This window comes from Thermochromatium tepidum ATCC 43061 (assembly GCF_009664085.1).
Classification (GTDB): Bacteria; Pseudomonadota; Gammaproteobacteria; order Chromatiales; family Chromatiaceae; genus Thermochromatium; species Thermochromatium tepidum.
Genome location: NZ_CP039268.1, coordinates 2,424,425 through 2,444,822, shown reverse-complemented (window position 1 = coordinate 2,444,822; position 20,398 = coordinate 2,424,425). Strand labels below are relative to the sequence as shown.

Sequence of the window (20,398 nt, the reverse complement as noted above, 5' to 3'; positions counted from 1 at the left end):
AGACGACAAATCGGCATTCGATCCAACCGGGGCAGTGGTGAAGTCTTGCTCCATGACGTTTCCGTGTCCGTTCGCGGTCAGCGCATGAAAATGACCCGTGGCAGGCGGGCCGTGCGCGTCACCGCTTCGCCTTGTTCATCTTCGGCCTGCCAGTGGATGGCCTCCGGCGTGTCCTCGTCCACCACGGCATTGAATGCATCGCTGCCCAGTTGCAGGTAGGCCACCAGTTCCGCCAGGCCCTGTTGCAGCGGCTGGGCGGCGACCAGTTCACGCAGGGTGATTTGTCTGCGGTTTTGCAAGGCATGGCGGATGTGGCGCATCAGCCGCGCCTTGTCCACCACCACCTGCTCGAACAAGGCCGAAGGGTCGATCGCCTCGTCGCCCGCCAGCAAGTCCAGGTGGGCAAAAACCGGCTTGACCGCCGGCGTAAACAACGGGCGATCCATGATGAGTTCGATGTCGGCCCGTGCCTCGGCCAGCTCCATCACGGCGCCTGCCGTCGGGGCCTCCCGCAGCGCCAGCGCCTTGCTCTCGATGCCGCGCAGGATATCCATGATGCGGCGGTTTTCCAACCAGACCTGATCGTCGAGAAAGCGGCGCAATTGTTGCGACAGCGCCGCCACGGTGCGCTGGGTGTGCTCACCAGCCTCCAGCCAGTCGTAATGGACGCGGCGGATACGGGCATCGGGTCGCATGGCCACTACCGCCGGTAGTTGCAACACTCGTTCCAAAAGCTCGGACAGCTCCTCCTGGCGGCGGCTGGAGAGCAAAAAATCCCAAAAGGCGCGGAAGCTCTTGCCTTGGTCGGAATCGGCAATCGCATCGCGCTCACCCATGATCTCCTCCAAAAGCGCCCCCTTGCCGCCCTCCCACAGCGCGATGCGCTCGCGCACGCGCCGGTCGAGCTGGCGGAAGTTGTGCTCGACCTCGCGGAAATCGGCGAGCAACTCGCGCGCGCCCTGCATGAACTGCTGGAAACGATCCTTCAACGCCGCATCATCCAAAAGCGGCACATCGCCCGAGCGCACGCGGGCGATCTCGGCATCGATCGCATCGCGCTTTTTTTGCAGTTCGGCGATGCGCTTTTCCGGATCGGTCTCGCTGCCCTCGCTCATCTGCTTGAGCAGGTCAAAGAGCGTCAGCAAGCGCGATTCGGTACCGACGAACTGGCGCTCGGAAAGTTGCCCCAGCCAGGCGATGGCCTTCTCGGTCGCCGGCGTCAGATCGAATTGCGCCTCGTCGCTGCCAGGCTTGTAAAACTTGCGCAGCCAGCCTTTATCCGGCAAGGCCCAGTCGTTCAGGTATTCGGTCGCCGGCTTGGGAAACGCGGTCTCGCCCAGTTGCAGTCGCAGTGCATACAACTCATCCTCCAGCGCCTCCGCCAAATCGGCCTCGCTCATCACCCGCACATTGGGGGCGACGAACACCCGGTGCAGAAAGCTCGCCACCAGCGGCGCATGATCCGAACGCAGCAGCCGCCAGGCCGGGTGGTGGGTGCGCAGGGCATCGAGGGTGGCGAAGTCGAGCGTCATGCAGTATCCAGCTCGCCGGGAGTAAACAGCGCGGATTCGAAGGTGGCCCAGGCCGACTGGCGCATGGCGGTGGCTTCGAGGCGCTTGGCGTCGGGCGCCAGCGTTTGTCGGTTCAGTCCTTCCAACAAGTCGCGCTGTTGAGAAATTGCACGGTCAGGAACGGGAAGGCCCGCCACTTTTCAGTGTGACATAGGTCTGCCGCGCGCTGGCTTAGATCAGCGGTATTTCCATGTCCGAGTCGAACAGGGTATAGGTCTCCCCGGTCTCGCGGTCGAGCAGGAACTGATTGGTTCCCTTGAACTGCGTGTCCAGATACCAGTCACGGAAGGTCTCAGCGGCGATCAGGCTCTCGTAATCATCTTCAAAGGAATAAACCGACCGCACCATCTCATGTGAGTCCTGCCCGATCTCCTTGCCGTGCCGCTGGAGCACGTCCTTGACCGTCCACCAGTAGGGGCCATAGGACCGGTAGTTCATGGGGTCACGATTGAGGCGATCCCAGATGACATCGATCGCGAACCCAAGCGCATCCGATAGACCTCGCTTGGCCTTGAGATTGGCGCGAGCCTGCTCCGCCCGTTCTTGGATCGCTTGTCGGTCGAAAATAAATTCCGTGAATGCCATGATTACCTCGCTAATCTGGGTCTATGAGCTTGACAGGCTGTCGGGAAAAATTCAAGTCGACGTAGAGAATTGATTGACAAGGGTTTTTCTCATCGACCAATCCCCCGGCACAGATCCGGACGTGCGCTGCTAACGCATCCGGCGCTTGCCTCGAGTCAGACGCGAAGACGTTGCCGCTGCACATACCCTGCCCAGTCCGCTCTCCGCTTGCCCCAGGCTCTGCGTCCCGGTCACGGGCATCCTTTCAGGGTTTCCTCTTCGCCAAGGCCATTCGCTCCACAGATTCCGCCACTCGGCTTCTTGGCTCGGTTTTGTTCACCTGTTTCTCCACGACGATGGCCTTGTCCGACTCCTCAGGCTTGCTTGACGACTACGCAGCGTTGCAGCGGCGAAACCCCAGGGATTTGCGCGCCACGTTGCTGCTGGCAGCGGTTGGACGCTTCCATGTCTTTTGGTGGCAGGTGGGGGATGAGGCGATCGTGGCTCAGACGCATGCGGGGTTGCGCAGCCTGAGCGACTCGTCGTCGGCCAAAGGGGAGTTTGCGAACCAGACGATGTTTATCGACACCGCTCGAGTTTCGTTGCCCGCGCTGTGGGTGGCGCATGACCTGACATCCGCGCTCGGATGCGCTCTCGCCTGCCGATCTGCCGCCCTCGCGCTGCCCGCAGCGCGGGCAGCGGAACTCGAGTCGCGCCCCCAGCCGGCATCCCCGCCGGCCACTCTCCTGCGTCTCTTTCGGCAAGGAACCTGATGTGCTGACGTCAATCGATTGAAGACCCAGAAGGCCCCGAAGGCGCGGTTGACTCTAGGGTACCGGTTTGCCATCGGATTCGAGTAGGGTGCGCTCCTCGCGCATGGCCGCGTCGGCCTCACGGGTCATGATGACGAGGCTGATCCGACGATTGATTGGGTTGTTCGGGTCGTTCTTGTCAAAGGGGATGGTTGAGGCAAAACCGACCACGCGCCCGACCTTGTCCTCGCGCATCCCACCGGCCACCAGCGCGCGCCGCGCCGCATTCGCCCGCTCGGTAGACAGCTCCCAATTGCTGTAGGCTGGGCCGCCCAGCGGACGCGCGTCCGTGTGTCCGGTGAGACTGACGCGATTTGGCACCTGATTGATCAGCGCCCCCAGCTCGCGCAGGATGTCCTCGGTGTAGCTCTTGAGCTTGGCACTGCCGAGATCGAACATGGGGCGGTTCTCTTTGTCGACGATCTGGATGCGCAACCCCTCGGGCACGATGTCGATCAGGAGCTGGTCCTTGTAGGGGGCCAGCGTGCTGCTCTGATCTAGCTTGCGCTCCAGGATCTCCTTGAGCGAGGCCAAGCGCTCGGCATCCTGCGCATCGGCCAGGGCCTGGATCTGCTCGGGTGTCAGCTTGGGATCCTGGGGGGGGGCCCATGTCGATCGCGCCCTCGAAGTCGAGGATCGAGGGCTTGGAGCCTGTGCCCTCGCCGATGGCCTGCGAGGGCGAGGTCGCGACGCCCATGAAGATCGAGGGATTGTTGAAATAGTCCGAGATCGCCGCCTTCTGCTCCTCTGTGGTTGCGGACAGGATCCACAGCAGCATGAAGAAGGCCATCATGGCGGTTGCAAAGTCGGCGAAGGCGATCTTCCAGGCCCCGCCGTGATGTCCGCCCCCCTTGACGATCTTCTTGACGATGATGGGCTGTTTGGATTCGTTGATCGCCATGGACTGGTTGCGACTCCCGCGCTACTTGGTTCCTCGCAGGTGCTGCTCGAACTCCGGAAACGTGGGACGCAGCTCGGGCGGCATGGTCTTGCGTCCGAACTCGACCGCGACCTGGGGGCTGTAGCCCTGCACTGTGGCCAGGATGCACGCCTTGAGACAGGACAGATAGTGCGTCTCATCGTCGGCCAGCCGTCCCAGGTAGCTGGCGATGGGACCAACGAAGCCATAAGAGATCAGGATGCCACTGAAGGTTCCGACCAGCGCGGCGGCCACCAGCCTGCCGATCTCGTGCATCGGGCCACCGAGCGCCGCCATGGTGTGCACGATGCCGAGCACAGCGGCGACGATACCGAAGGCGGGCAGACCATCGGCCACCCGCTGTATGGCATGAGAGACCTCGGCAGCGGCGTGATGATGGATCTCAAGCTCGATGTCCATGAGACTTTCGAGTTCGAAGGCGTTCATGTTGCCGCTGACCACCAGCCGCATGTAGTCGGAGATGAACTCGACGGCATGATGGTTCTTGAGCAGGAGCGGGTACTTCTGAAACAGCGCGCTGTTCTCGGGTTCCTCGATGTCGGCCTCGATGCCCATGAGTCCCTCCTTGCGCGCCTTGTTGAAGAGCTCATACATGAAGGCGAGCGCCTCCATGTAGTGTGCCTTTTTGTACCTCGGGCCGGAAAAGAGCGCGGGGATAGACTTGAGCGACTGGATGACCACACCCATCGGATTGGCGATAACAAAGCCACCCCCGGCCGCGCCCAGGATGATGACCAGTTCGAAGGGTTGCCAGAGCGCGATGACGTGTCCGCCGCCGGCGGCAAAGCCACCCAAGACGGAGGCGACGACGATGATCGAACCCAGGATGAAGTTCACGTGGATCTGTTATCCGAGCCGCTGGCGGATGGGGCTGGGGGCGAGAACGCATGACGCGCCTTTCGTGTGCCCGTTAATATAGCACCCGTCGAGCGTATGCCCACCCATCCGGTGGCGTCCATGATTCGGTTTGAGGTTTCAAGACGCGATGGGATCGCGATGGTTGGACGAATTGATCGCAACGGCCCGGCTCGATGAGCTGCCGGTGCAGGCGCGCACGCGCCACGAGCTGGCGCGGGTGCTGTCTGACAAAGGGGCATCGCTTGGGCGTATCGCGCTGGTGGTGATGAGCGATCCCGGGTTGGCGCTGCGCGTTCTGCAGCGTGCCAACACTGTCGAGCATCGCCATTTCAGATTCGAGATCGCTACGCTCGAGGACGCCATCCACATGCTTGGCACGCACACGCTGGCGGAGCTCGAGCGCCAGGCCCCGCTGGCCGAGGATGTGCTCGATGCCAAGCGACTCAGGCATTATCAGCATGGTTGCGGCCGGGCCTTGCTCGCCGCCCTGCTGGCCCTGGACTGGGCCGAAATCGACCGTGACCGTGTGCCGACCGAGATCGCGCTCGCGGCCCTGCTCAACAACCTCGGCGAGCTGTATCTGCTGGCGCATGGCGATGCCCGGATCGACCGTTACCTGGACATGATGGAGTGCGCTCACGTCCTGCCACACGAGGCCGAATACGTGACGCTCAGCCTGAGCCTGGAGGCGCTAGGCTACGGCCTGGCCTGCGCCTGGAATCTGCCCGAGATGGCGCGCGAGTCGATGCGCGGACGTAACGCGCGCCACCCGCGCCCGCTGTACGTGATGCTGGCAAACCAGATCGCGCGCCATGCCTTCGCCGGTTGGCGGCATGCAGGGCAGGGGCGGGATCTGGAATTGGTCTCGGAATTGCTTGGATGCGATCCGATGACGCTGTTCGACCGACTCGATCGGGTGATCGGTCGGTTCAACCAGCGTGCGCTGTTGTACGGTCTGAGGCCGCTGGAGGCATTGCCGCGCGATGAGCCGGCGCGGCTTGATCGTCTGTGCGCGGCGCCCTTCTGTCTAGCGCCACGTGCCGATGAGTGGATGCGTGCCGCCAGGGCCTTGTCTGCCGATCGGATCAACGACCGCGAGAGGCTTATCCTGGCCTGGCTGCATGGACTCCATCGCGGCCTCGGGCTGAATCGGGTCGTCTACGCGGCCTTCGATCTGCCTCGGCAGACCCTGAGGGCCGAGCAGCTCGTCGGCACGGATTTTGAGCCTCGCTTTAATCGTTTTAGTCTGTCGCTCGACCGGGGCGGAATCTTCGCCCAACTGATGGCGGCACCCGGGGCGCTGTGGATGAACGAGGCGAACCACGCCGAACTGAGCGACCAGGTGCCTACAGACGTCAAGAACTTGACGTCTGTGGGGCATTTCATGGCGCGCTCGGTGTGGGTGGCGGGCCGTCCGGTCGGACTGGTCTATGCCGATCGCCGATCGTCCGACTGTGCGCTCGACGCTCGCGCCTATCAGGGGTTCTTGGAGCTGTCGGCGCTCGCCGAGAGGGCCTTGGAGTGTCTCGGCCCGTGCTCGCCCTCTGGTTAGGTCCAGGGCAGGCGGGTCTTGGACGGTTCCTGGGCTTCGATCTCGGTGCGGCGCGCTTCGCGACGGCGGCGCATCACAACGAACGCGGACTCGACGGCCTCCTCGACCTCGCGAGACACAGCGGCGCGTTCGCTGTCCCCGAGATGGGACCAGAGGTCCACCGTGTGGCGCACATAACGGGCCGGCAGCGCATTGAGCGCCAGGCAGGCGAGGTCGGCCACGAGGTCGGCGTCGTATTCCTCGTCTCGCCCCGAGAGCTTGTCCCGGATGGACTGCATGACCAGGGGTTCGTAATAGTTCTGGATATTCGCGAGCATGATCTCAACTCAGACAATCTGTCGATCACATCATCTTACAAGACTGGATCTGGTCTTGCTGAATGACTTTATCCACTGTCCCTGGAGCAGTTATTAAGATCGCCCATAAAGACCATCGGGCCAAGAGGCTAAAACATGCCTCGAGCGGTCTTCCGGGAAGGCGTGAACCATAGAACGATTTCACGCCTTGGCCCTGTCAAGGTGGATCTCGGAGGAGCGGGTCGGCGGGTTTTTTAGGGGTGCCGTAAGGCGCGAGGATGGCGGGAGCGCCGTAAGGCGCGATCCATATCCCTTTTAGGGTCGCGTTAATAGGAGCGCGGCCGCTCAGTTCTCATTCGTTACGGCTGGCTTGAGGGGAGAGAGGGGAAAACGCTCGGTGATGAGAATCGGTCTGTATGGCGATGAGTCCGCGCGTCTCGCCACGCGGCATGTTCTGGAGTTCCTGGGATGCGAGGTGTGTGATCTCGCACGTCCGGAGGCATCCGTAAACGCAGACCTGGCGGCGCTCTGGGTCTGTGACACGGCCGACGGCGTCGCGCGGGTACTGGCGTGTCTGCCGGCGTCTGCGCGTCCGCCGCTCGTCTGCCAGCCGCTCGACGGCAGCACGGTCCGGACCGATGGACGCGCCTATGTCGTCAACACGCCTCTGACCCCCGGTCTGGTGATTCAGGTCCTGCAACGCCTGCAGGTCGAATCCGAGCCGGAGCCGCCGTCTGGGATCGACCTGGTCGGTCAGCATCCGCGGATGCTGAATGTCAAGCGTCTGATCGCCCAGGTCGCCCGCACCGATGCGACCGTGCTCATCCTCGGCGAGACGGGATCGGGCAAGGAGGTGGTCGCGCGCGCCATCCACGCTGCATCCAATCGCGCCGACAAGCCCTTCGTCGCCGTCAACTGTGGGGCGATCCCGAGCGATCTGCTCGAGAGCGAGCTCTTCGGTCATGAGAAGGGCGCCTTCACCGGTGCCTTCACGGCGCGCGCCGGTCGTTTCGAGCTGGCCGGTGACGGCGTGCTCTTCCTCGATGAGATCGGCGACATGCCGCTGCCGATGCAGGTCAAGCTGCTGCGCGTCCTCCAGGAGCGCACCTTCGAGCGCGTCGGCTCCAACAAACCCATCCAGACCAATGCGCGCATCATCTCGGCCACCCATCGCAATCTCGAGGAGGCCGTCGCGGCCGGGCTCTTCCGCCAGGATCTGTTCTTTAGGCTCAATGTCTTCCCGATCGAGCTACCGGCGCTGCGCGAGCGCGCCAGCGACATCCCCTTGTTGATCGCCAACCTTGAGGCGCGTCTGCGCGAGCAGGGCGGCAGGCCGGCCCGGCTCACCCCGCGCGTGCTGGAGCACCTGAGTGCACAGACCTGGCCTGGCAATGTGCGTGAGCTGGCCAATCTGCTCGAGCAGCTCTCCATCATGTATCCAGATCAGCTCGTCGACCTGGCGCAGCTGCCCGGTCGCTTTCGGCCCGAGGGTCTGGAGCTCGTGCCGGATGGACGCAGGGCGTCGGGGTCGCCCCTGAGCGGTGCGCCACCCGGACTCGGCGAGGATCTGTTGCCGCCCGAGGGTACCGAGATGCGCGAGTATCTCAACGATCTGGAGCGGCGTATGATCCAGACCGCGCTCGAACAGAACGGCTTCGTCGTCGCCCGGGCGGCGCGCCGGCTCGGGATGCGCCGCACCACCCTCGTCGAGCGGATGCGCAAGTTCGGGCTGGAGCGTGACGCGCGCGACGAATCTGCGGATCTCGATCTTTAAGACAGGCTCCTGACCCGAGCGTCAAAAAGACGTCGTTTTGAGTCCCGTCTGTGCCGACTGGCGTCGGCATCCAATTTGCTTATCTCCTTGCAATCCACGTGATGGCCGTTTCCCCCGACGAATCGACGCGGGACGGTGCGGTGACGGGCCTCGACCCTAAGAGGCATGAGCCAGGAGTTTCCTAGAGTGATGAGCGGCGAGATGCAGATCCAGAATGTGCTGGCGCAGATGCGTGCGCTTGCCCAGTCGGGTCGTGTCGAGACCGTGGCGCCGATCGCCGAGGTCAAGGAAGGGCGCGGCATGAATGACGATTTTGCCGCCAAATTGCGCGACGCCATTCGCGACGTCAATGCAATTCAGCAGGAATCCACAACCTTGCAGACACGTTTCGAACTGGGCGACAAGGAGGTCGGCCTACCCCAGGTCATGGTGGCCATGAACCGGGCCAGTATCGCGTTTGAGGCAACCAACCAGGTGCGCAACCGGTTGTTGTCGGCCTATCAAGAAGTCATGAGCATGCAGGTTTAGGTCGAGGCATCTAGGGTTAGCCCGATATGGCCGCCATCGATACCGCCATCACCGAGAATCCAACTCAGGATCAACCCCCATCCGCCGATCCGAATACCCTGGGCGGGCGCCTGGCGCTTGGTCTCCAGGGCTTTCGGGAGATGCCGGTCGGGCGCCAGATCGCGCTCATCAGCATGCTCGCCGGCGGACTGGTGGCGGTCGTGGCCATCCTGTTTTGGGCGCTCAGACCGACCTATGTGCCGCTCTTCAGCCAGCTTGAGGCCACCGAGGCCGCTAAGATCATGGAGGCCCTGACCGGGCTAGGTGTGCCCTATCGGGTCGACAACAATTCTGGACGCATCGAGATCCCGCAGCAGCGCGTGGCCGAGACACGCTTATTGCTCGCCGGGCAGGGCCTGCCGAAACAGGCCGACATCGGTTTCGAGCTCCTCCAGCAGGAGTCTGGTTTCGGCACCAGCCGTCTGATCGAGGGGGCTCGCTACCAGCGCGCCATCGAGGGCGAGCTGGGCCGATCCATCGCCGCGCTCGAGCCGGTTGAAAGGGCACGGGTGCACATCGCCCGTGCCGAGCGTTCGGTGTTCGTGCGCGAGCGTGTGCCGCCGAGTGCCTCGGTGGTCGTCCACCTCAAAGGCAATCGCGAGCTGACCGAGCAGCAGGTCGGGGCCATCGTGCATCTGGTCTCCTCCAGCATACCGGAGCTTACCCCCGAACGGGTGACTGTAGTCGATCAGTCCGGGCGGCTGTTGACCGCCAACGACCAGGAGCGCGAGGAGCGTCTGGCACTCGATCAGCTCGACTACGCGCATCGCGTCGAGTCACGCTATGTCGAACGGGTTCTGACGCTGCTTGAGCCCGTCGTCGGACGTGACCGGTTAAGGGTGCAGGTGGTCGCAGATCTGGATTTTTCGCGTGTCGAACGCACTCAAGAGTCCTATGATCCGGACAAGACGGCGATTCGTTCCGAACAGCTGAACGAAGAAGAGCGCATCGGTGCCGATCCGCTCGTCGGCGGGATCCCGGGGGCCCTGACCAATCAGCCGCCGGCGGGCGGCGTAGTCGGTCAGCAGCAACAGGCTCAGGCCAATACGGTGGTACCGAGCAGCCGTAGCCAGCAGACGACTCGCAACTACGAGGTCGATCGCTCCATTGCCCACATCAAGGAGACGCCCGGCAGTGTGCGACGTATCACGGCGGCGGTGGTGGTCGACTATGTCGACCAGGTCAACGAGGCCGGCGAGCCTGTGCGTGTGCCGCGTTCCGAGGCCGAGATGGAAACTATCCGCAATCTGGTGCGTGAGGCCATCGGCTTTAATGAGGCGCGCGGCGACTCGCTCCAGGTCGGCTCGGTCTCCTTTGTGCCTGAGCCGGACACACCGGCAGAGCCGATCTGGACCCAACCCTGGTTCCTGGAACTGGTCAAGATCATTGGCGGATTGCTGCTGGCACTCATCGTGATACTGGCCGTCGTCAAGCCGGCACTCAATCAGATCCTGCCCAAGCCGCCTGAACCCGAGGCATTGGAAGAAGGCGAGGAGGTGCCCGCGCTGACGGACGAGACCCAAGGCGAGGGCGAAGCCGAGGGCGAGGAAGGCGAAGAGATCGTGTCGCTGACGCACGAGCCTTCGGCCATTGCGGCACTCATAGGGCCGAAGGGGCCGGATCGCCAGCAACTCGACCTCGAGGCAGTGCGCGAGATGGTGCGCCAGGATCCCAAGCGCGTGGTCCAGGTCATGAAACAGTGGTTGGCCGAAGATGGCAACGGATAAAACGGATAAAAAGAAAAGCGGTGCTGAGCGGGTTGCTATCTTTATGATGAGCCTCGGCGAGGAATGTGCCGCTGAGCTGTTGCGTCACATGGGGCCCAAGGAGGTGCAGAAGATCGGTACGGCCATGGCCTCGTTGGAGCGGGTCACGCGCAGCGACATCGATGCCGTGCTCAAGGAATTCTCCGAGCTGATCCAGGACCAAACCGCGCTCGGCATCGGGGCCGATGACTATGTCCGCAACGTACTGCGCTCGGCCCTGGGGGACGAGAAGGCAGCCGGTCTGATCGATCGGATCCTGATCGGTCGCAACTCCAGGGGGCTTGAGGCGCTCAAGTGGCTCGACCCGCGCGCCATCGCCGAGATGATCCGCCACGAGCATCCGCAGATCGTGGCCATCGTGCTCTCGCACCTGGATCCAGACCAGTCGGCCGAGACCCTCTCGTATCTCCCCGAACGTATGCAGTCCGATATCATCCTGCGCATTGCCACCCTCGACGGCGTGCAGCCGGCGGCCCTCCAAGAGCTCGATGAGATCCTAGAGAGCCAGCTCTCGGGTAAGAGCACGGCCAAGTCCTCGATGATCGGTGGGGTGCAGACCGCGGCCAATATCCTCAATTTCATGGAGGGTACGCGTGAGTCATCCATCATGGAGAGCGTCCGGCAGGTCGACGAAGACCTGAGCGAGCGTATCCAGGAGCTGATGTTCGTCTTCGCCAATCTGGTCGATGTCGATGATCGCGGTATCCAGACCCTGCTGCGCGAGGTCAATACCGAGACCCTGGTATTGGCGCTCAAGGGTGCTGACGAAGAGCTCAGGGACAAGATCTTCAAGAATATGTCCAAGCGCGCTGCCGAGATGCTGCGCGAGGATCTGGAGACCAAGGGCCCGGTGCGCGTCAGCGATGTCGAGGCGGCGCAGAAGGAGATCCTGGCCGTGGCGCGGCGTCTGGCCGATAGTGGTCAGATCGTGCTCGGCGGCAAGGGTGGGGAGGCCATGCTGTGAATCGCCTCATCTCGTCCGCTGACGCACGTCTGGCCGCCGACATCCGGCGCTGGCTACCGCCCGATGTCGACTTCGATCCGAATGCCGTGGTGAATCCCGAGCCCGAGGGGCCACCGCCGCCCACACCAGAGGAGATTGCGAACCTGGAGGCGGAGGCGCGGCGCAAGGGGGCCGAGGCCGGCTATCGCGACGGCTATGAGGCGGGCTATCGCGAGGGGCGCGAGCAGGCCGCTCGTGAGGCGGAGGCCGAACGCGCCGAGCGCGAGGCGCGCGAGCGGGAGTGGCGCGAGACCCAGGAGCGGACGTTGCGCGAGACGGTGGCCGCGCTCGAGGGGATCGCGCGCGCCCTGGCCGATCCGCTGGCCGAGTCGGTCGATGCCCTAGAACCCGAGCTGCTGGCACTGGTGTCGGCGCTGGCGCGGCGCGTGGTCATGGCCGAGCTGACCACCCGGCCCGAGCTCATCCAGCAGGTGCTGCGCGCATCGATCGAGCAGCTGCCCTCGCGCAAGCATCCGCTGCGGATTCACATCAATCCGCGCGATCATGGTCCTCTGGCCGCCTATGCCGAGGCCAACGACGAGCAGCTGACCTGGATCGCTGACCCCGAGGTCGAGCCGGGCGGCTGTATCCTGATCAGCGGCCCGAGCCGGATCGACGCGACCCTGGAGACACGGCTGCGTCAGGGAATCGAGGCGATCTGGGCTGAACTGGGGCCGCCCGAGCCGGTGGCCGAGCCCGAGTCAGTCCCTGAGGCCGGAAGGACCGAGACGACGGTCGGAGAGCGCCCAGCTGGGTCCATGCCTGAACCCCGGCCCGAATCCGAAGGGGAGGTCCTTGTCGAACCCCTGTCTGTCCCGGACCCAGAGACCGAGGTGCTGCCCAGATGAGCGATGTCATCGAGACGCTGAAACAACAAGGCTCACAACGGCTGGTGCATGGTCTGAGCGACCGACTGGCGCGCTCGCGCCGGCGTCTCGAAGAGGTCCCACCGCCGCAACCCGAGGGGCGGCTGTCGCGGATGGTTGGCATGACCCTCGAGGCCGAGGGTATCCGCCTGCCGGTCGGTGGACGGGCCGCCATCCACACCGTCGAGGGCAAGCGGCTGGCGGCCGAGGTGGTCGGTTTTCAGGGCGAGCGCACCTTTTTGATGCCCGAAGGCAAGCTCGAGGGTTTGGCGCCGGGCGCACGCATCGAGCCGCTGGAACAGGCACGGCGCATCCCGGTCGGTCCGGCGTTGCTTGGGCGCGTCATCGACGCACTCGGCAGGCCGCTCGATGGCGCTGGTCCCATCCGGACCGCCGAGATGGCGCCGATCGAGGGCCGCCCGATCAACCCGCTTGGGCGCGCACCGGTCACCGAGCCGCTCGATGTCGGGATTCGCGCGCTCAACGGGCTGCTATCGGTCGGGCGCGGTCAACGCATCGGGCTGTTTGCCGGCAGCGGCGTGGGTAAGAGCGTGCTCCTGGGCATGATGACGCGCCACACCGCGGCCGATGTCATCGTGGTCGGACTCATCGGCGAGCGTGGGCGCGAGGTCAACGAGTTCATCTACGATATCCTCGACGAGGAGGCGCGCCGCCGGACCGTGGTCGTGGCCGTGCCGGCTGATCAGTCGCCGCTCTTGCGTCAGCACGGCGCCTGGGTCGCGACGACCATCGCCGAATCCTTCCGCGACCGCGGTCTGAACGTCTTACTCCTAATGGACTCACTGACCCGCTTTGCACAGGGTGCGCGCGAGATCGCCATGGCCATCGGCGAGCCGCCGGCGACCAAGGGCTATTCGGCCTCGGTGTTTGCGCGTCTGCCGCAACTCGTCGAGCGCGCCGGCAATGGCGACCGGGGCGGCGGCTCGATCACGGCCTTCTATACCGTGCTCGCCGAGGGCGACGACCAGAACGATCCCATCGTCGATTCGGCACGCGCCATCCTCGACGGTCATGTGGTGCTCTCACGCGCCATCGCCGAGACCGGGCGCTATCCGGCCATCGACGTCGGCGCCTCGGTGTCGCGCGTCATGAGCGCGGTGGTGACCCCCGAGCACCAGAAGGCGGCCCATCGTTTTCGCCGCCTGATGTCGACCTATGAACGCAATCGCGACCTGATCGCGGTCGGTGCCTATCGCAAGGGCGCGGACCCGGCGCTCGACGAGGCCGTGGCCATGCATCCGCGTCTGGAGGCCTATCTGGCCCAGGGTCGGCTGGAGAAGGCCGGCTTCGAGGAGTCGCGTCGGCAGCTATTCGACTTGGTGGGTCTGCCACCATCCCAGTGAGGAGTGGATCTAGATGAGCGTCAAACGCTTCCAGCGCCTGCTGAAGATCCGTCAAGCCCAGGAGAACCAGGCGGCTGTGGCGCTTGCCGGCCGTCTGGCCGAGCTCAACCGGCTTGAGCAGCAACGCACCTTGCTGCTCGAATACCAGAAAAATTATCTCAATGCCCCTGTTCCAAACGATGTGCATCTGATGAAACAGCTCTCGTTCATGCACCATCAGCTGCGCGAGGCGCTGCAACAACAGGATCTGCGCGTGGCGGCCGCCCAGATCCAGGTCGATCAGGCACGCTCGGCCTGGATGGAGCGCCATCAGGCCAGTCGCTCGCTCGAAAAGCTCATCGAGCGCCGCCGTCGCTTCGAGTCGATCGCTGAGGGGCGACGCCAGCAGCACGAACTCGATATGTGGGCTACACGTAAGGCCTTTGATTCCGATCGAGACGCCGGTTTCTCGGCGTCTGGCGAGGAGTGATCGCGATGATGCAGACGACGACCATGCCGAGCGGGCTCTCGGGCCTGTTGTCAGGCCTCCTGGGCGACCTGGATGACCTCCAGCGCTTGGGCAATTCGGGCTGGACTGAGATGCTGGACCAGGCCGGTATTGGCGAATTTGTTCAGTCGCTGGCCGGCCAGATCAAGTCGTTCTTGATCAAGCGCGGGGCCGATCCGGCTGAGATCGCATCCATCCCAAACCAGACCCTGGTGGTGGAGTTTTTGACGCTCGTCCAGGGGCGGAATGATTCGACCTCCCTTGGACTGTCCGTGGCAATGGGGCTTGGCGAACAGGTGGGTGACCCAGAAGCGCTGGGTCTCACCAAGGAGGGGCGGACCTCCGACGAGACGTCATCCGGTGATGATGCGCCACAGCCGGTGTCGGAGGCCCCTGCTTGGCTTACGATGCTCCCGACTGTGATTCTGGAGCGATTGAGCGAAGCGAGCCGAATCCTGCCGACCTCGACAGCGGCGCCGCTCGTTGCGTCGGACCCCTCGTCCACCCCTGGGGTCGCCACTGATTCGAGGGGGCTTCTGGAAGTGTCTTCCACCGTTTTGGAGACCTTGGCGCACACCCCCTGGCGTCAAGACAGGCGAGCGGCGGCTGGTGAGGCTCAACAGCCCGACACCCTGGAATCGAACGCGTCGGCCTCGTTCCCATCCGCTTGGCTTGCTCGTCAGCTCAACAGTGATGCCCTGCAAGCCCGGTCGAATATCGCCACGGCCTCAAACACGGACGTTGATGCGGCCTTACCTGCCATCGCTGAGGCACGGTCGGGTCTGGCGCTGCGCAGCGAGCCCCGTCTCGAGTCGATCCTGGGGCTTGAGACCGTTCCGGAATCCAATGAATCGACCGTCCTGGCTCCAGCGGGCACACCCAGGACGCCGGCCGCCACACCCGAGATCTCGCCGATCGGCGCGCGTCTCCAGACCCTGGATCTCAACCGCTTGCTCCAACCTGGCGGCGAGCAGCGCCTGTCCGACCATATCCGCTGGTCGATCGATCGGGGACTTGATACGGCCGAGATCAAGCTGCATCCGCCCAGTCTAGGTACCCTAGACGTGCGCGTCGTTCAGGAGGGCGAAAAGACCCATGTTCAGTTCATCTCCGCGCATCCAGTCGCGCGCGAGGTGCTAGAGGCGTCCTTACCCAGATTGCGCGAGGCGCTCGCCCAGGACGGCGTCTTGTTAGGCGCTGTCTCGGTCTCGGATCAAGCGCCGCAAGATCGCGGTAGGAACGGTCGCGAAGGCGCTGAATCCACTGGAGTTCAGTCTCTCGAGATCGAGGATGAGGATGATCCGATCCAGTCCCATGACACCCTCTCGGTGCTGTCGCGGCGGCTCGACGTCTTTACCTGAGTCCGTCACCTGTCGAGTCGACGCGGCATTGGCGTCCCTGGGTGGCGGCTGGTGTTCACCGCGGTAGGGCTTAAAATCGTCCCTTGATCATCTTCATCCGGAAGTCCCAGCCGTCTGCGTCGGGCGCCCGGATCCATGGGTTTGCAGTGCGCGCGCCATGGAACGCGCAATCTGACTTTGAGAGGATCTGAGCATGGCCGAGAAGAAAAAAGCCGACAAGAAACAGCCCGAAAAGGGGGCAGAGAAGGGGCCAGGCAGTCGGATAAAATGGATCATCCTCTTGGTGATCCTGTTGCTGCTGCTCGCAGGCGTCGGAGGTGCGGCCTATTATTTCCTCTTTCGTGGCAAGTCCGCCGACGAGCCGGAGGCGTCCGCCGAGACCACGAATGGGGCCGCGCCGGCGGCCGGACGGTCCGAGGAGGGCATGGCCGCGACACCCGCACCCGTGGCCGGGCCGCTTGTCTATCACAAGCTCGAGAGCTTCACCGTCAACCTCTCGCCTGGCGGCCCGGTCCGCTTTCTGCGTGTCAGCCTGAACATTGCCACGCCGAACTCGGCGGTGATCGCCGCCGTGGACAAACACATGCCGATGTTGCGCAACGACATCCTGACGGTGCTCGCGGCTCAGGAATACGCCACGCTCAATACGCCCGAGGGCAAGGACATTTTGCGTGAATCACTGCGCCAGACCCTGGTGCGGCTGCTGGCCCGTACCGGCGAGCCGTCTGATATCCGCGACGTTCTCTTCAACGAGCTCATCATGCAATAGATCGCACGATGGCACAGCAATCCGACATCCTCAGTCAAGACGAGATCGACGCCCTGCTGCATGGCGTCGATAGCGGCGATATCGATACCGATTCCAATCCCTTTCCGGCGGATGGTCAGGTACGTCCCTATGACTTCGCGACCCAGGATCGCATCGTCCGCGGTCGAATGCCGACGCTCGACATGATCAACGAGCGTTTCGCACGCTATCTGCGCGTCCATCTATTCAATATGCTGCGCCGCTCGTCTGAGATCTCGGTCATCGGTACGCGCGTGACCAAGTTCTCAGAGTATCTGCACTCCCTTTACGTCCCCACCAGTCTGAATCTGGTGCGCGTCTATCCGCTGCATGGAACGGCGCTGTTTGTCTTTGATCCCAAACTGGTCTTCAATCTCGTCGATAATTTTTTCGGTGGCGATGGGCGCTTCTATTCGCGCATCGAGGGGCGTGATTTCACGCCGATGGAGATGCGTGTGATCAGGAATCTGCTCAATGCCTCGTTTGAAGACATGCAAAAGGCCTGGGAACCTGTGATGGATCTGCAGTTTGAGTTCATCAACGCCGAGGTCAATCCGCAGTTCGCCAACATCGTCAGCCCGACCGAGATCGTGGTCATCAATGACTTCCATATCGAACTCGAGGGCGGCGGCGGCAATCTGCATGTCACCTTCCCCTATTCGATGATCGAGCCGATCCGCGAGGTGCTGGACACGGGGTTGCACTCCGATCGCAGCGGGGTCGACCAGCGCTGGCAGCGGGCGTTGGAGGAGGAAATCCCGCTTGCTGAGGTCGAGATCAGCTCGATCCTGACTGAGGCGACCTTGACGATCGAGCAACTGCTTGAAATCAAGCCTGGCGATATCATTCCGATCGACCTTCCAGAGACCGTCATCCTTAACGTTGAGGATATCCCGCTCTTTCGTGGTAAGTTCGGGGTCTCCAATGGCATCAATGCCATCAAGATCCTGGAGCAGATCAAGCGCTGATTCATCCGGTGGCGAGCGATCCGATGGCGCACACTCGCCGATACCCTATGACGGATGGAGGTTTTGCACATGAGCAACGACAAGACTAAGGATCCAGGCGAGATCGACCCAAATGAGGCCATCGCCGATGCCTGGGCCGCCGCGCTCGAGGAACAGAAAGAGGGCGGGCGGCCTGGGACGCGCTCTGGCACCGAGGAGATCCGTCGCATGAGCCCGGAAGATTTCACTGGGACCAAGCCGGAACCTGTCTCCGAGGTCAATCTCAACATGGTGCTGGACGTGCCCGTGACCATCTCCATGGAGATCGGGCGTACCAAGATTCCGATCCGCAATCTATTGCAGCTCAACCAGGGGTCGGTGGTCGAGCTCGACCGTCTGGCCGGCGAGCCGCTCGATGTCCTGGTCAACGGCACACTGATCGCACATGGTGAAGTAGTGGTGGTCAATGAAAAATTCGGCATTCGGCTGACCGATGTCATCAGTCCGAGCGAGCGTGTGCGTAAGCTGAGGTGAGGATACCTGTGCGCGCACGATCCGGCCTGGTGGTCATCTCTAGCATTTGGCTTGCGCCCGGTCTCGTCTGGGCCGAGTCCCAGGCGTCTGTCGCCGTGCCTGCGACCGGCTATCTGAGCCAGCTGGTCGGCGGGTTGGTGCTGGTGCTCCTGGCCATCGTCGTCCTGGCCTGGTTTCTGCGCCGGGTGCCGGGTGTGGCGACGCCCGGACAGGGTGTCATCCAGGTTCTCGCCGTACGCGCGATCGGTGCGCGCGAGCGGCTGATGCTGATCCAGGTCGGCTCCGAGCAGATCCTGATCGCGGCGACGGCAATGGGTGTGACGCCTCTGCACAGACTCACCCAACCCATCGAGCTGCCAGCGGACGCGCCCGGGGATTTCGCTGAGCTGCTCAAACGCTTCAAGCACGGCAAAAGGCCCGAATGAAACGGCTCGCACGCTTGGGTTTGCTCTTCTCCGGGGCACTGATGCCGGGCCTCGTCCTGGCCCAGATCGGTGGTCTAAAGGCTGTGACCGTCACCACCGCCCCAGATGGCGGTCAGATCTACTCGGTCACGCTCCAGATCCTGATCATCATGACGCTGATGACGCTTTTGCCGTCGGCGCTCATCATGATGACCTCCTTTACCCGCATCATCATCGTGCTGGGTATCTTGCGTCAGGGGCTGGGTACGACCCAAACCCCCTCCAACCAGGTGCTGATCGGTCTGGCGTTTTTTCTGACGCTGTTCGTGATGTCGCCGATCTTTCAGGAGATCTACGACACCGCCATCCAGCCCTACATGGAGGAGCAGCTTGGGACCGAGGAGGCGCTGGCCAAGGCCGTCAAACCGCTGCGTGCCTTCATGCTGGCCCAGACGCGTGAATCCGATCTGGCGCTATTCGCAGGGATTCGGGGGATCGACGGCTTTGAGTCGCCCGACGACATTCCGCTGACGCTGCTGATCCCGTCCTTTGTCGTCAGCGAGTTGAAGACGGCCTTCCAGATCGGATTTCTGATCCTGATCCCCTTTCTCATCATCGATCTGGTGGTCGCGAGCGTGCTGATGTCCATGGGGATGATGATGCTCTCGCCACTGATCATCTCGCTGCCGTTCAAGCTGATGCTGTTCGTGCTGGTCGACGGCTGGTCGTTGTTGCTTGGCACCCTGGCGCGCAGTTTCTATATGTAAGTGGCGTCGGTTGGGCTATTCGGCCCCGATCCTGCATGTCCTGACCGCAAAGACCTGTGTCCAACGCGAACCGATCACGAGGAATACCCAAGATGACACCCGAAATGGTCCTGGATGTCGGCAAGGAGGCCGGGGAGGTCATCCTCCTGATATCCGCCCCGCCCTTGCTTGCTGGTCTCATCATCGGTCTGACCATCAGTCTGTTTCAGGCCGCAACCCAGATCCAGGAGATGACCCTGACCTTCATCCCCAAGCTGGTCGGGGTGGGGGCGGCCCTGATCATCGCCGGGCCCTGGATGCTCAAGCTGGTCACCGACTATGTCACCCGGCTCTACGAGAGCATCCCCAGCCTGATCGGTTGAATGGATAGACGCGCGCGTCTGCCATCCTAACCATGTCGACCCTTACGTTCGAGGCCAACGATATCCTGCGCTGGGTCGTCTCACTGGTCTGGCCCTTCGTGCGTATCAGCGCCATGCTGCTGGTGATGCCCGTTTTCGGCGCGCGCCAGATCAATACGCGCGTGCGGTTGGGGCTAGGGCTGCTGCTGGCCTGGATGATCGTACCTCAGTTGCCCGAGGTACCGGCGATCGATCCGCTCAGTGTCGGCGGTGTGGTGGTCGCGATCGAACAGGTGCTGATCGGGATCAGCATGGGCTTCATATTCACCCTGGTGTTCTCGGCGATCAATCAGGCCGGTGAGGCGATCGCGCTTTCGATGGGGCTGGGCTTTGCCTCGGCGGTCGATCCGGTCGGCGGGATTCAGGTGCCGATGATCTCGCAGTACCTCTCGATCCTAGCGACCCTGATCTTCCTAGCGATGAACGGGCATCTGGTGTTGTTCGATCTGCTGCTCAAGAGCTTCGAGACCTTTCCGATCGGGGTGGCCGGTCCAGACCGCGATGACCTCTGGTATCTCGTAAGCTTTGGTAGTCAAATGTTCGCCGCTGCCCTGCTGATCGCGCTACCGGCGGTCGCCTCGCTGCTGCTGGTCAATCTGGCCATGGGCGTGGTCACCCGCGCCGCGCCCCAGCTCAATATCTTTGCCGTCGGTTTTCCGATCACCATCTTCATCGGCTTTTTCATCGTCTTGCTGACGCTGCCGAGCCTGACGGCGCGCATCGGCGAATTCCTGCTGACGGCCCTGCCGTTGGTCGAGCGGATCGCGAGGATCTGAG

22 protein-coding genes and 1 pseudogene are annotated in these 20,398 nt (G+C 63.1%); 17 read left to right on the top strand and 6 right to left on the bottom strand.

The window, feature by feature from the left end; genetic code table 11:
• Nucleotides 1-77: 77 nt before the first annotated feature.
• The 3 genes from E6P07_RS11275 to E6P07_RS11270 all read right to left on the bottom strand — a co-directional run bounded on the left by E6P07_RS11275 (nucleotide 78) and on the right by E6P07_RS11270 (nucleotide 2,156).
• Nucleotides 78-1,532: a DUF3375 domain-containing protein gene (locus tag E6P07_RS11275; RefSeq protein WP_153975700.1), complete on the bottom strand. Its 1,455-nt coding sequence runs from the start codon at nucleotides 1,530-1,532 to the stop codon at nucleotides 78-80.
• On the bottom strand, nucleotides 1,529-1,660 hold the full coding sequence (locus E6P07_RS14020; RefSeq protein ID WP_281346815.1) for a hypothetical protein: 132 nt from the start codon (nucleotides 1,658-1,660) through the stop codon (nucleotides 1,529-1,531). The genes E6P07_RS11275 and E6P07_RS14020 overlap by 4 nt, the downstream gene beginning before the upstream one ends.
• Before the next feature lie 82 nt (nucleotides 1,661-1,742).
• Nucleotides 1,743-2,156, bottom strand: a complete 414-nt coding sequence (locus E6P07_RS11270) for a hypothetical protein (RefSeq protein WP_153975699.1) — start codon at nucleotides 2,154-2,156, stop codon at nucleotides 1,743-1,745.
• Nucleotides 2,157-2,491: 335 nt separating this feature from the next.
• Between E6P07_RS11270 and E6P07_RS11265 the strand changes: the two genes are divergently transcribed.
• Nucleotides 2,492-2,908, top strand: a complete 417-nt coding sequence (locus tag E6P07_RS11265) for a protein phosphatase 2C domain-containing protein (protein WP_281346831.1) — start codon at nucleotides 2,492-2,494, stop codon at nucleotides 2,906-2,908.
• A gap of 54 nt (nucleotides 2,909-2,962) precedes the next feature.
• Here the strand turns inward: E6P07_RS11265 and motB are convergent.
• Both motB and motA read right to left on the bottom strand, forming a co-directional pair.
• Nucleotides 2,963-3,848 (bottom strand): annotated as a pseudogene (gene motB / locus E6P07_RS14235) (flagellar motor protein MotB).
• A gap of 21 nt (nucleotides 3,849-3,869) precedes the next feature.
• The gene (motA, locus tag E6P07_RS11255; protein WP_153975697.1) at nucleotides 3,870-4,724 is read right to left on the bottom strand and encodes a flagellar motor stator protein MotA; all 855 of its coding nucleotides are present in this window, start codon (nucleotides 4,722-4,724) and stop codon (nucleotides 3,870-3,872) included.
• Between the two features lie 163 nt (nucleotides 4,725-4,887).
• Between motA and E6P07_RS11250 the strand changes: the two genes are divergently transcribed.
• The gene (locus tag E6P07_RS11250; protein WP_246172831.1) at nucleotides 4,888-6,297 is read left to right on the top strand and encodes an HDOD domain-containing protein; all 1,410 of its coding nucleotides are present in this window, start codon (nucleotides 4,888-4,890) and stop codon (nucleotides 6,295-6,297) included.
• On the opposite strand, the gene E6P07_RS11245 is transcribed toward E6P07_RS11250, so the two are convergent.
• Nucleotides 6,294-6,614: a late competence development ComFB family protein gene (locus E6P07_RS11245; protein WP_153975695.1), complete on the bottom strand. Its 321-nt coding sequence runs from the start codon at nucleotides 6,612-6,614 to the stop codon at nucleotides 6,294-6,296. The two genes, E6P07_RS11250 and E6P07_RS11245, sit on opposite strands and share 4 nt — an antisense overlap.
• A gap of 379 nt (nucleotides 6,615-6,993) precedes the next feature.
• Between E6P07_RS11245 and E6P07_RS11240 the strand changes: the two genes are divergently transcribed.
• The 15 genes from E6P07_RS11240 to fliR all read left to right on the top strand — a co-directional run bounded on the left by E6P07_RS11240 (nucleotide 6,994) and on the right by fliR (nucleotide 20,397).
• Entirely contained in the window at nucleotides 6,994-8,367 is a 1,374-nt protein-coding gene (locus tag E6P07_RS11240) for a sigma-54 interaction domain-containing protein (protein ID WP_153975694.1), read from the top strand.
• Between the two features lie 189 nt (nucleotides 8,368-8,556).
• Entirely contained in the window at nucleotides 8,557-8,895 is a 339-nt protein-coding gene (fliE, locus tag E6P07_RS11235) for a flagellar hook-basal body complex protein FliE (protein ID WP_246172830.1), read from the top strand.
• A 140-nt stretch (nucleotides 8,896-9,035) separates the two neighbouring features.
• On the top strand, nucleotides 9,036-10,661 hold the full coding sequence (gene fliF / locus E6P07_RS11230; RefSeq protein WP_246173011.1) for a flagellar basal-body MS-ring/collar protein FliF: 1,626 nt from the start codon (nucleotides 9,036-9,038) through the stop codon (nucleotides 10,659-10,661).
• A complete protein-coding gene (gene fliG / locus E6P07_RS11225; protein WP_153975692.1) occupies nucleotides 10,648-11,664 on the top strand; it encodes a flagellar motor switch protein FliG in 1,017 nt (338 codons plus the stop codon). The genes fliF and fliG overlap by 14 nt, the downstream gene beginning before the upstream one ends.
• Nucleotides 11,661-12,551: a FliH/SctL family protein gene (locus E6P07_RS11220; protein ID WP_153975691.1), complete on the top strand. Its 891-nt coding sequence runs from the start codon at nucleotides 11,661-11,663 to the stop codon at nucleotides 12,549-12,551. Before fliG ends, E6P07_RS11220 begins: the two co-directional genes overlap by 4 nt.
• Nucleotides 12,548-13,933, top strand: a complete 1,386-nt coding sequence (gene fliI / locus E6P07_RS11215; protein ID WP_153975690.1) for a flagellar protein export ATPase FliI — start codon at nucleotides 12,548-12,550, stop codon at nucleotides 13,931-13,933. Before E6P07_RS11220 ends, fliI begins: the two co-directional genes overlap by 4 nt.
• Nucleotides 13,934-13,946: 13 nt before the next feature.
• A complete protein-coding gene (gene fliJ / locus E6P07_RS11210; RefSeq protein ID WP_153975689.1) occupies nucleotides 13,947-14,402 on the top strand; it encodes a flagellar export protein FliJ in 456 nt (151 codons plus the stop codon).
• A 5-nt stretch (nucleotides 14,403-14,407) separates the two neighbouring features.
• Nucleotides 14,408-15,781 carry a flagellar hook-length control protein FliK gene (locus E6P07_RS11205; protein WP_153975688.1) on the top strand — a complete coding sequence of 458 codons (1,374 nt, stop codon included), beginning with the start codon at nucleotides 14,408-14,410 and terminating at the stop codon, nucleotides 15,779-15,781.
• Between the two features lie 193 nt (nucleotides 15,782-15,974).
• Nucleotides 15,975-16,550: a flagellar basal body-associated FliL family protein gene (locus tag E6P07_RS11200; protein ID WP_153975687.1), complete on the top strand. Its 576-nt coding sequence runs from the start codon at nucleotides 15,975-15,977 to the stop codon at nucleotides 16,548-16,550.
• A gap of 8 nt (nucleotides 16,551-16,558) precedes the next feature.
• Nucleotides 16,559-17,536, top strand: coding sequence for a flagellar motor switch protein FliM (gene fliM / locus E6P07_RS11195; protein ID WP_153975686.1), 978 nt, complete (start codon nucleotides 16,559-16,561; stop codon nucleotides 17,534-17,536).
• Between the two features lie 54 nt (nucleotides 17,537-17,590).
• Nucleotides 17,591-18,049 carry a flagellar motor switch protein FliN gene (gene fliN, locus E6P07_RS11190; RefSeq protein ID WP_425505133.1) on the top strand — a complete coding sequence of 153 codons (459 nt, stop codon included), beginning with the start codon at nucleotides 17,591-17,593 and terminating at the stop codon, nucleotides 18,047-18,049.
• 8 nt (nucleotides 18,050-18,057) lie between these two features.
• Entirely contained in the window at nucleotides 18,058-18,474 is a 417-nt protein-coding gene (gene fliO / locus E6P07_RS11185) for a flagellar biosynthetic protein FliO (protein WP_162008632.1), read from the top strand.
• The gene (gene fliP / locus E6P07_RS11180) at nucleotides 18,471-19,220 is read left to right on the top strand and encodes a flagellar type III secretion system pore protein FliP (RefSeq protein WP_153975683.1); all 750 of its coding nucleotides are present in this window, start codon (nucleotides 18,471-18,473) and stop codon (nucleotides 19,218-19,220) included. The genes fliO and fliP overlap by 4 nt, the downstream gene beginning before the upstream one ends.
• Before the next feature lie 92 nt (nucleotides 19,221-19,312).
• On the top strand, nucleotides 19,313-19,582 hold the full coding sequence (gene fliQ, locus E6P07_RS11175; protein WP_153975682.1) for a flagellar biosynthesis protein FliQ: 270 nt from the start codon (nucleotides 19,313-19,315) through the stop codon (nucleotides 19,580-19,582).
• A 32-nt stretch (nucleotides 19,583-19,614) separates the two neighbouring features.
• Complete coding sequence (gene fliR / locus E6P07_RS11170) at nucleotides 19,615-20,397, top strand: flagellar biosynthetic protein FliR (protein ID WP_153975681.1); 783 nt, start codon at nucleotides 19,615-19,617, stop codon at nucleotides 20,395-20,397.
• Nucleotide 20,398 lies beyond the last annotated feature (1 nt).

Excerpts from the sequence above, each read along its gene's own strand:
- E6P07_RS11245 (WP_153975695.1), bottom strand. The coding sequence starts at position 6,614 with ATGCTCGCGAATATCCAGAACTATTACGAACCCCTGGTCATGCAGTCC.
- fliF (WP_246173011.1), top strand. The coding sequence starts at position 9,036 with ATGCCGGTCGGGCGCCAGATCGCGCTCATCAGCATGCTCGCCGGCGGA.
- fliE (WP_246172830.1), top strand. The coding sequence starts at position 8,557 with ATGAGCGGCGAGATGCAGATCCAGAATGTGCTGGCGCAGATGCGTGCG.
- fliI (WP_153975690.1), top strand. The coding sequence starts at position 12,548 with ATGAGCGATGTCATCGAGACGCTGAAACAACAAGGCTCACAACGGCTG.
- fliQ (WP_153975682.1), top strand. The coding sequence starts at position 19,313 with ATGACACCCGAAATGGTCCTGGATGTCGGCAAGGAGGCCGGGGAGGTC.
- E6P07_RS11205 (WP_153975688.1), top strand. The coding sequence starts at position 14,408 with ATGATGCAGACGACGACCATGCCGAGCGGGCTCTCGGGCCTGTTGTCA.
- E6P07_RS11265 (WP_281346831.1), top strand. The coding sequence starts at position 2,492 with ATGGCCTTGTCCGACTCCTCAGGCTTGCTTGACGACTACGCAGCGTTG.
- fliG (WP_153975692.1), top strand. The coding sequence starts at position 10,648 with ATGGCAACGGATAAAACGGATAAAAAGAAAAGCGGTGCTGAGCGGGTT.
- E6P07_RS11275 (WP_153975700.1), bottom strand. The coding sequence starts at position 1,532 with ATGACGCTCGACTTCGCCACCCTCGATGCCCTGCGCACCCACCACCCG.
- fliN (WP_425505133.1), top strand. The coding sequence starts at position 17,591 with ATGGAGGTTTTGCACATGAGCAACGACAAGACTAAGGATCCAGGCGAG.
- fliM (WP_153975686.1), top strand. The coding sequence starts at position 16,559 with ATGGCACAGCAATCCGACATCCTCAGTCAAGACGAGATCGACGCCCTG.
- E6P07_RS11200 (WP_153975687.1), top strand. The coding sequence starts at position 15,975 with ATGGCCGAGAAGAAAAAAGCCGACAAGAAACAGCCCGAAAAGGGGGCA.
- E6P07_RS11240 (WP_153975694.1), top strand. The coding sequence starts at position 6,994 with ATGAGAATCGGTCTGTATGGCGATGAGTCCGCGCGTCTCGCCACGCGG.
- fliJ (WP_153975689.1), top strand. The coding sequence starts at position 13,947 with ATGAGCGTCAAACGCTTCCAGCGCCTGCTGAAGATCCGTCAAGCCCAG.
- fliR (WP_153975681.1), top strand. The coding sequence starts at position 19,615 with ATGTCGACCCTTACGTTCGAGGCCAACGATATCCTGCGCTGGGTCGTC.
- fliP (WP_153975683.1), top strand. The coding sequence starts at position 18,471 with ATGAAACGGCTCGCACGCTTGGGTTTGCTCTTCTCCGGGGCACTGATG.
- E6P07_RS11270 (WP_153975699.1), bottom strand. The coding sequence starts at position 2,156 with ATGGCATTCACGGAATTTATTTTCGACCGACAAGCGATCCAAGAACGG.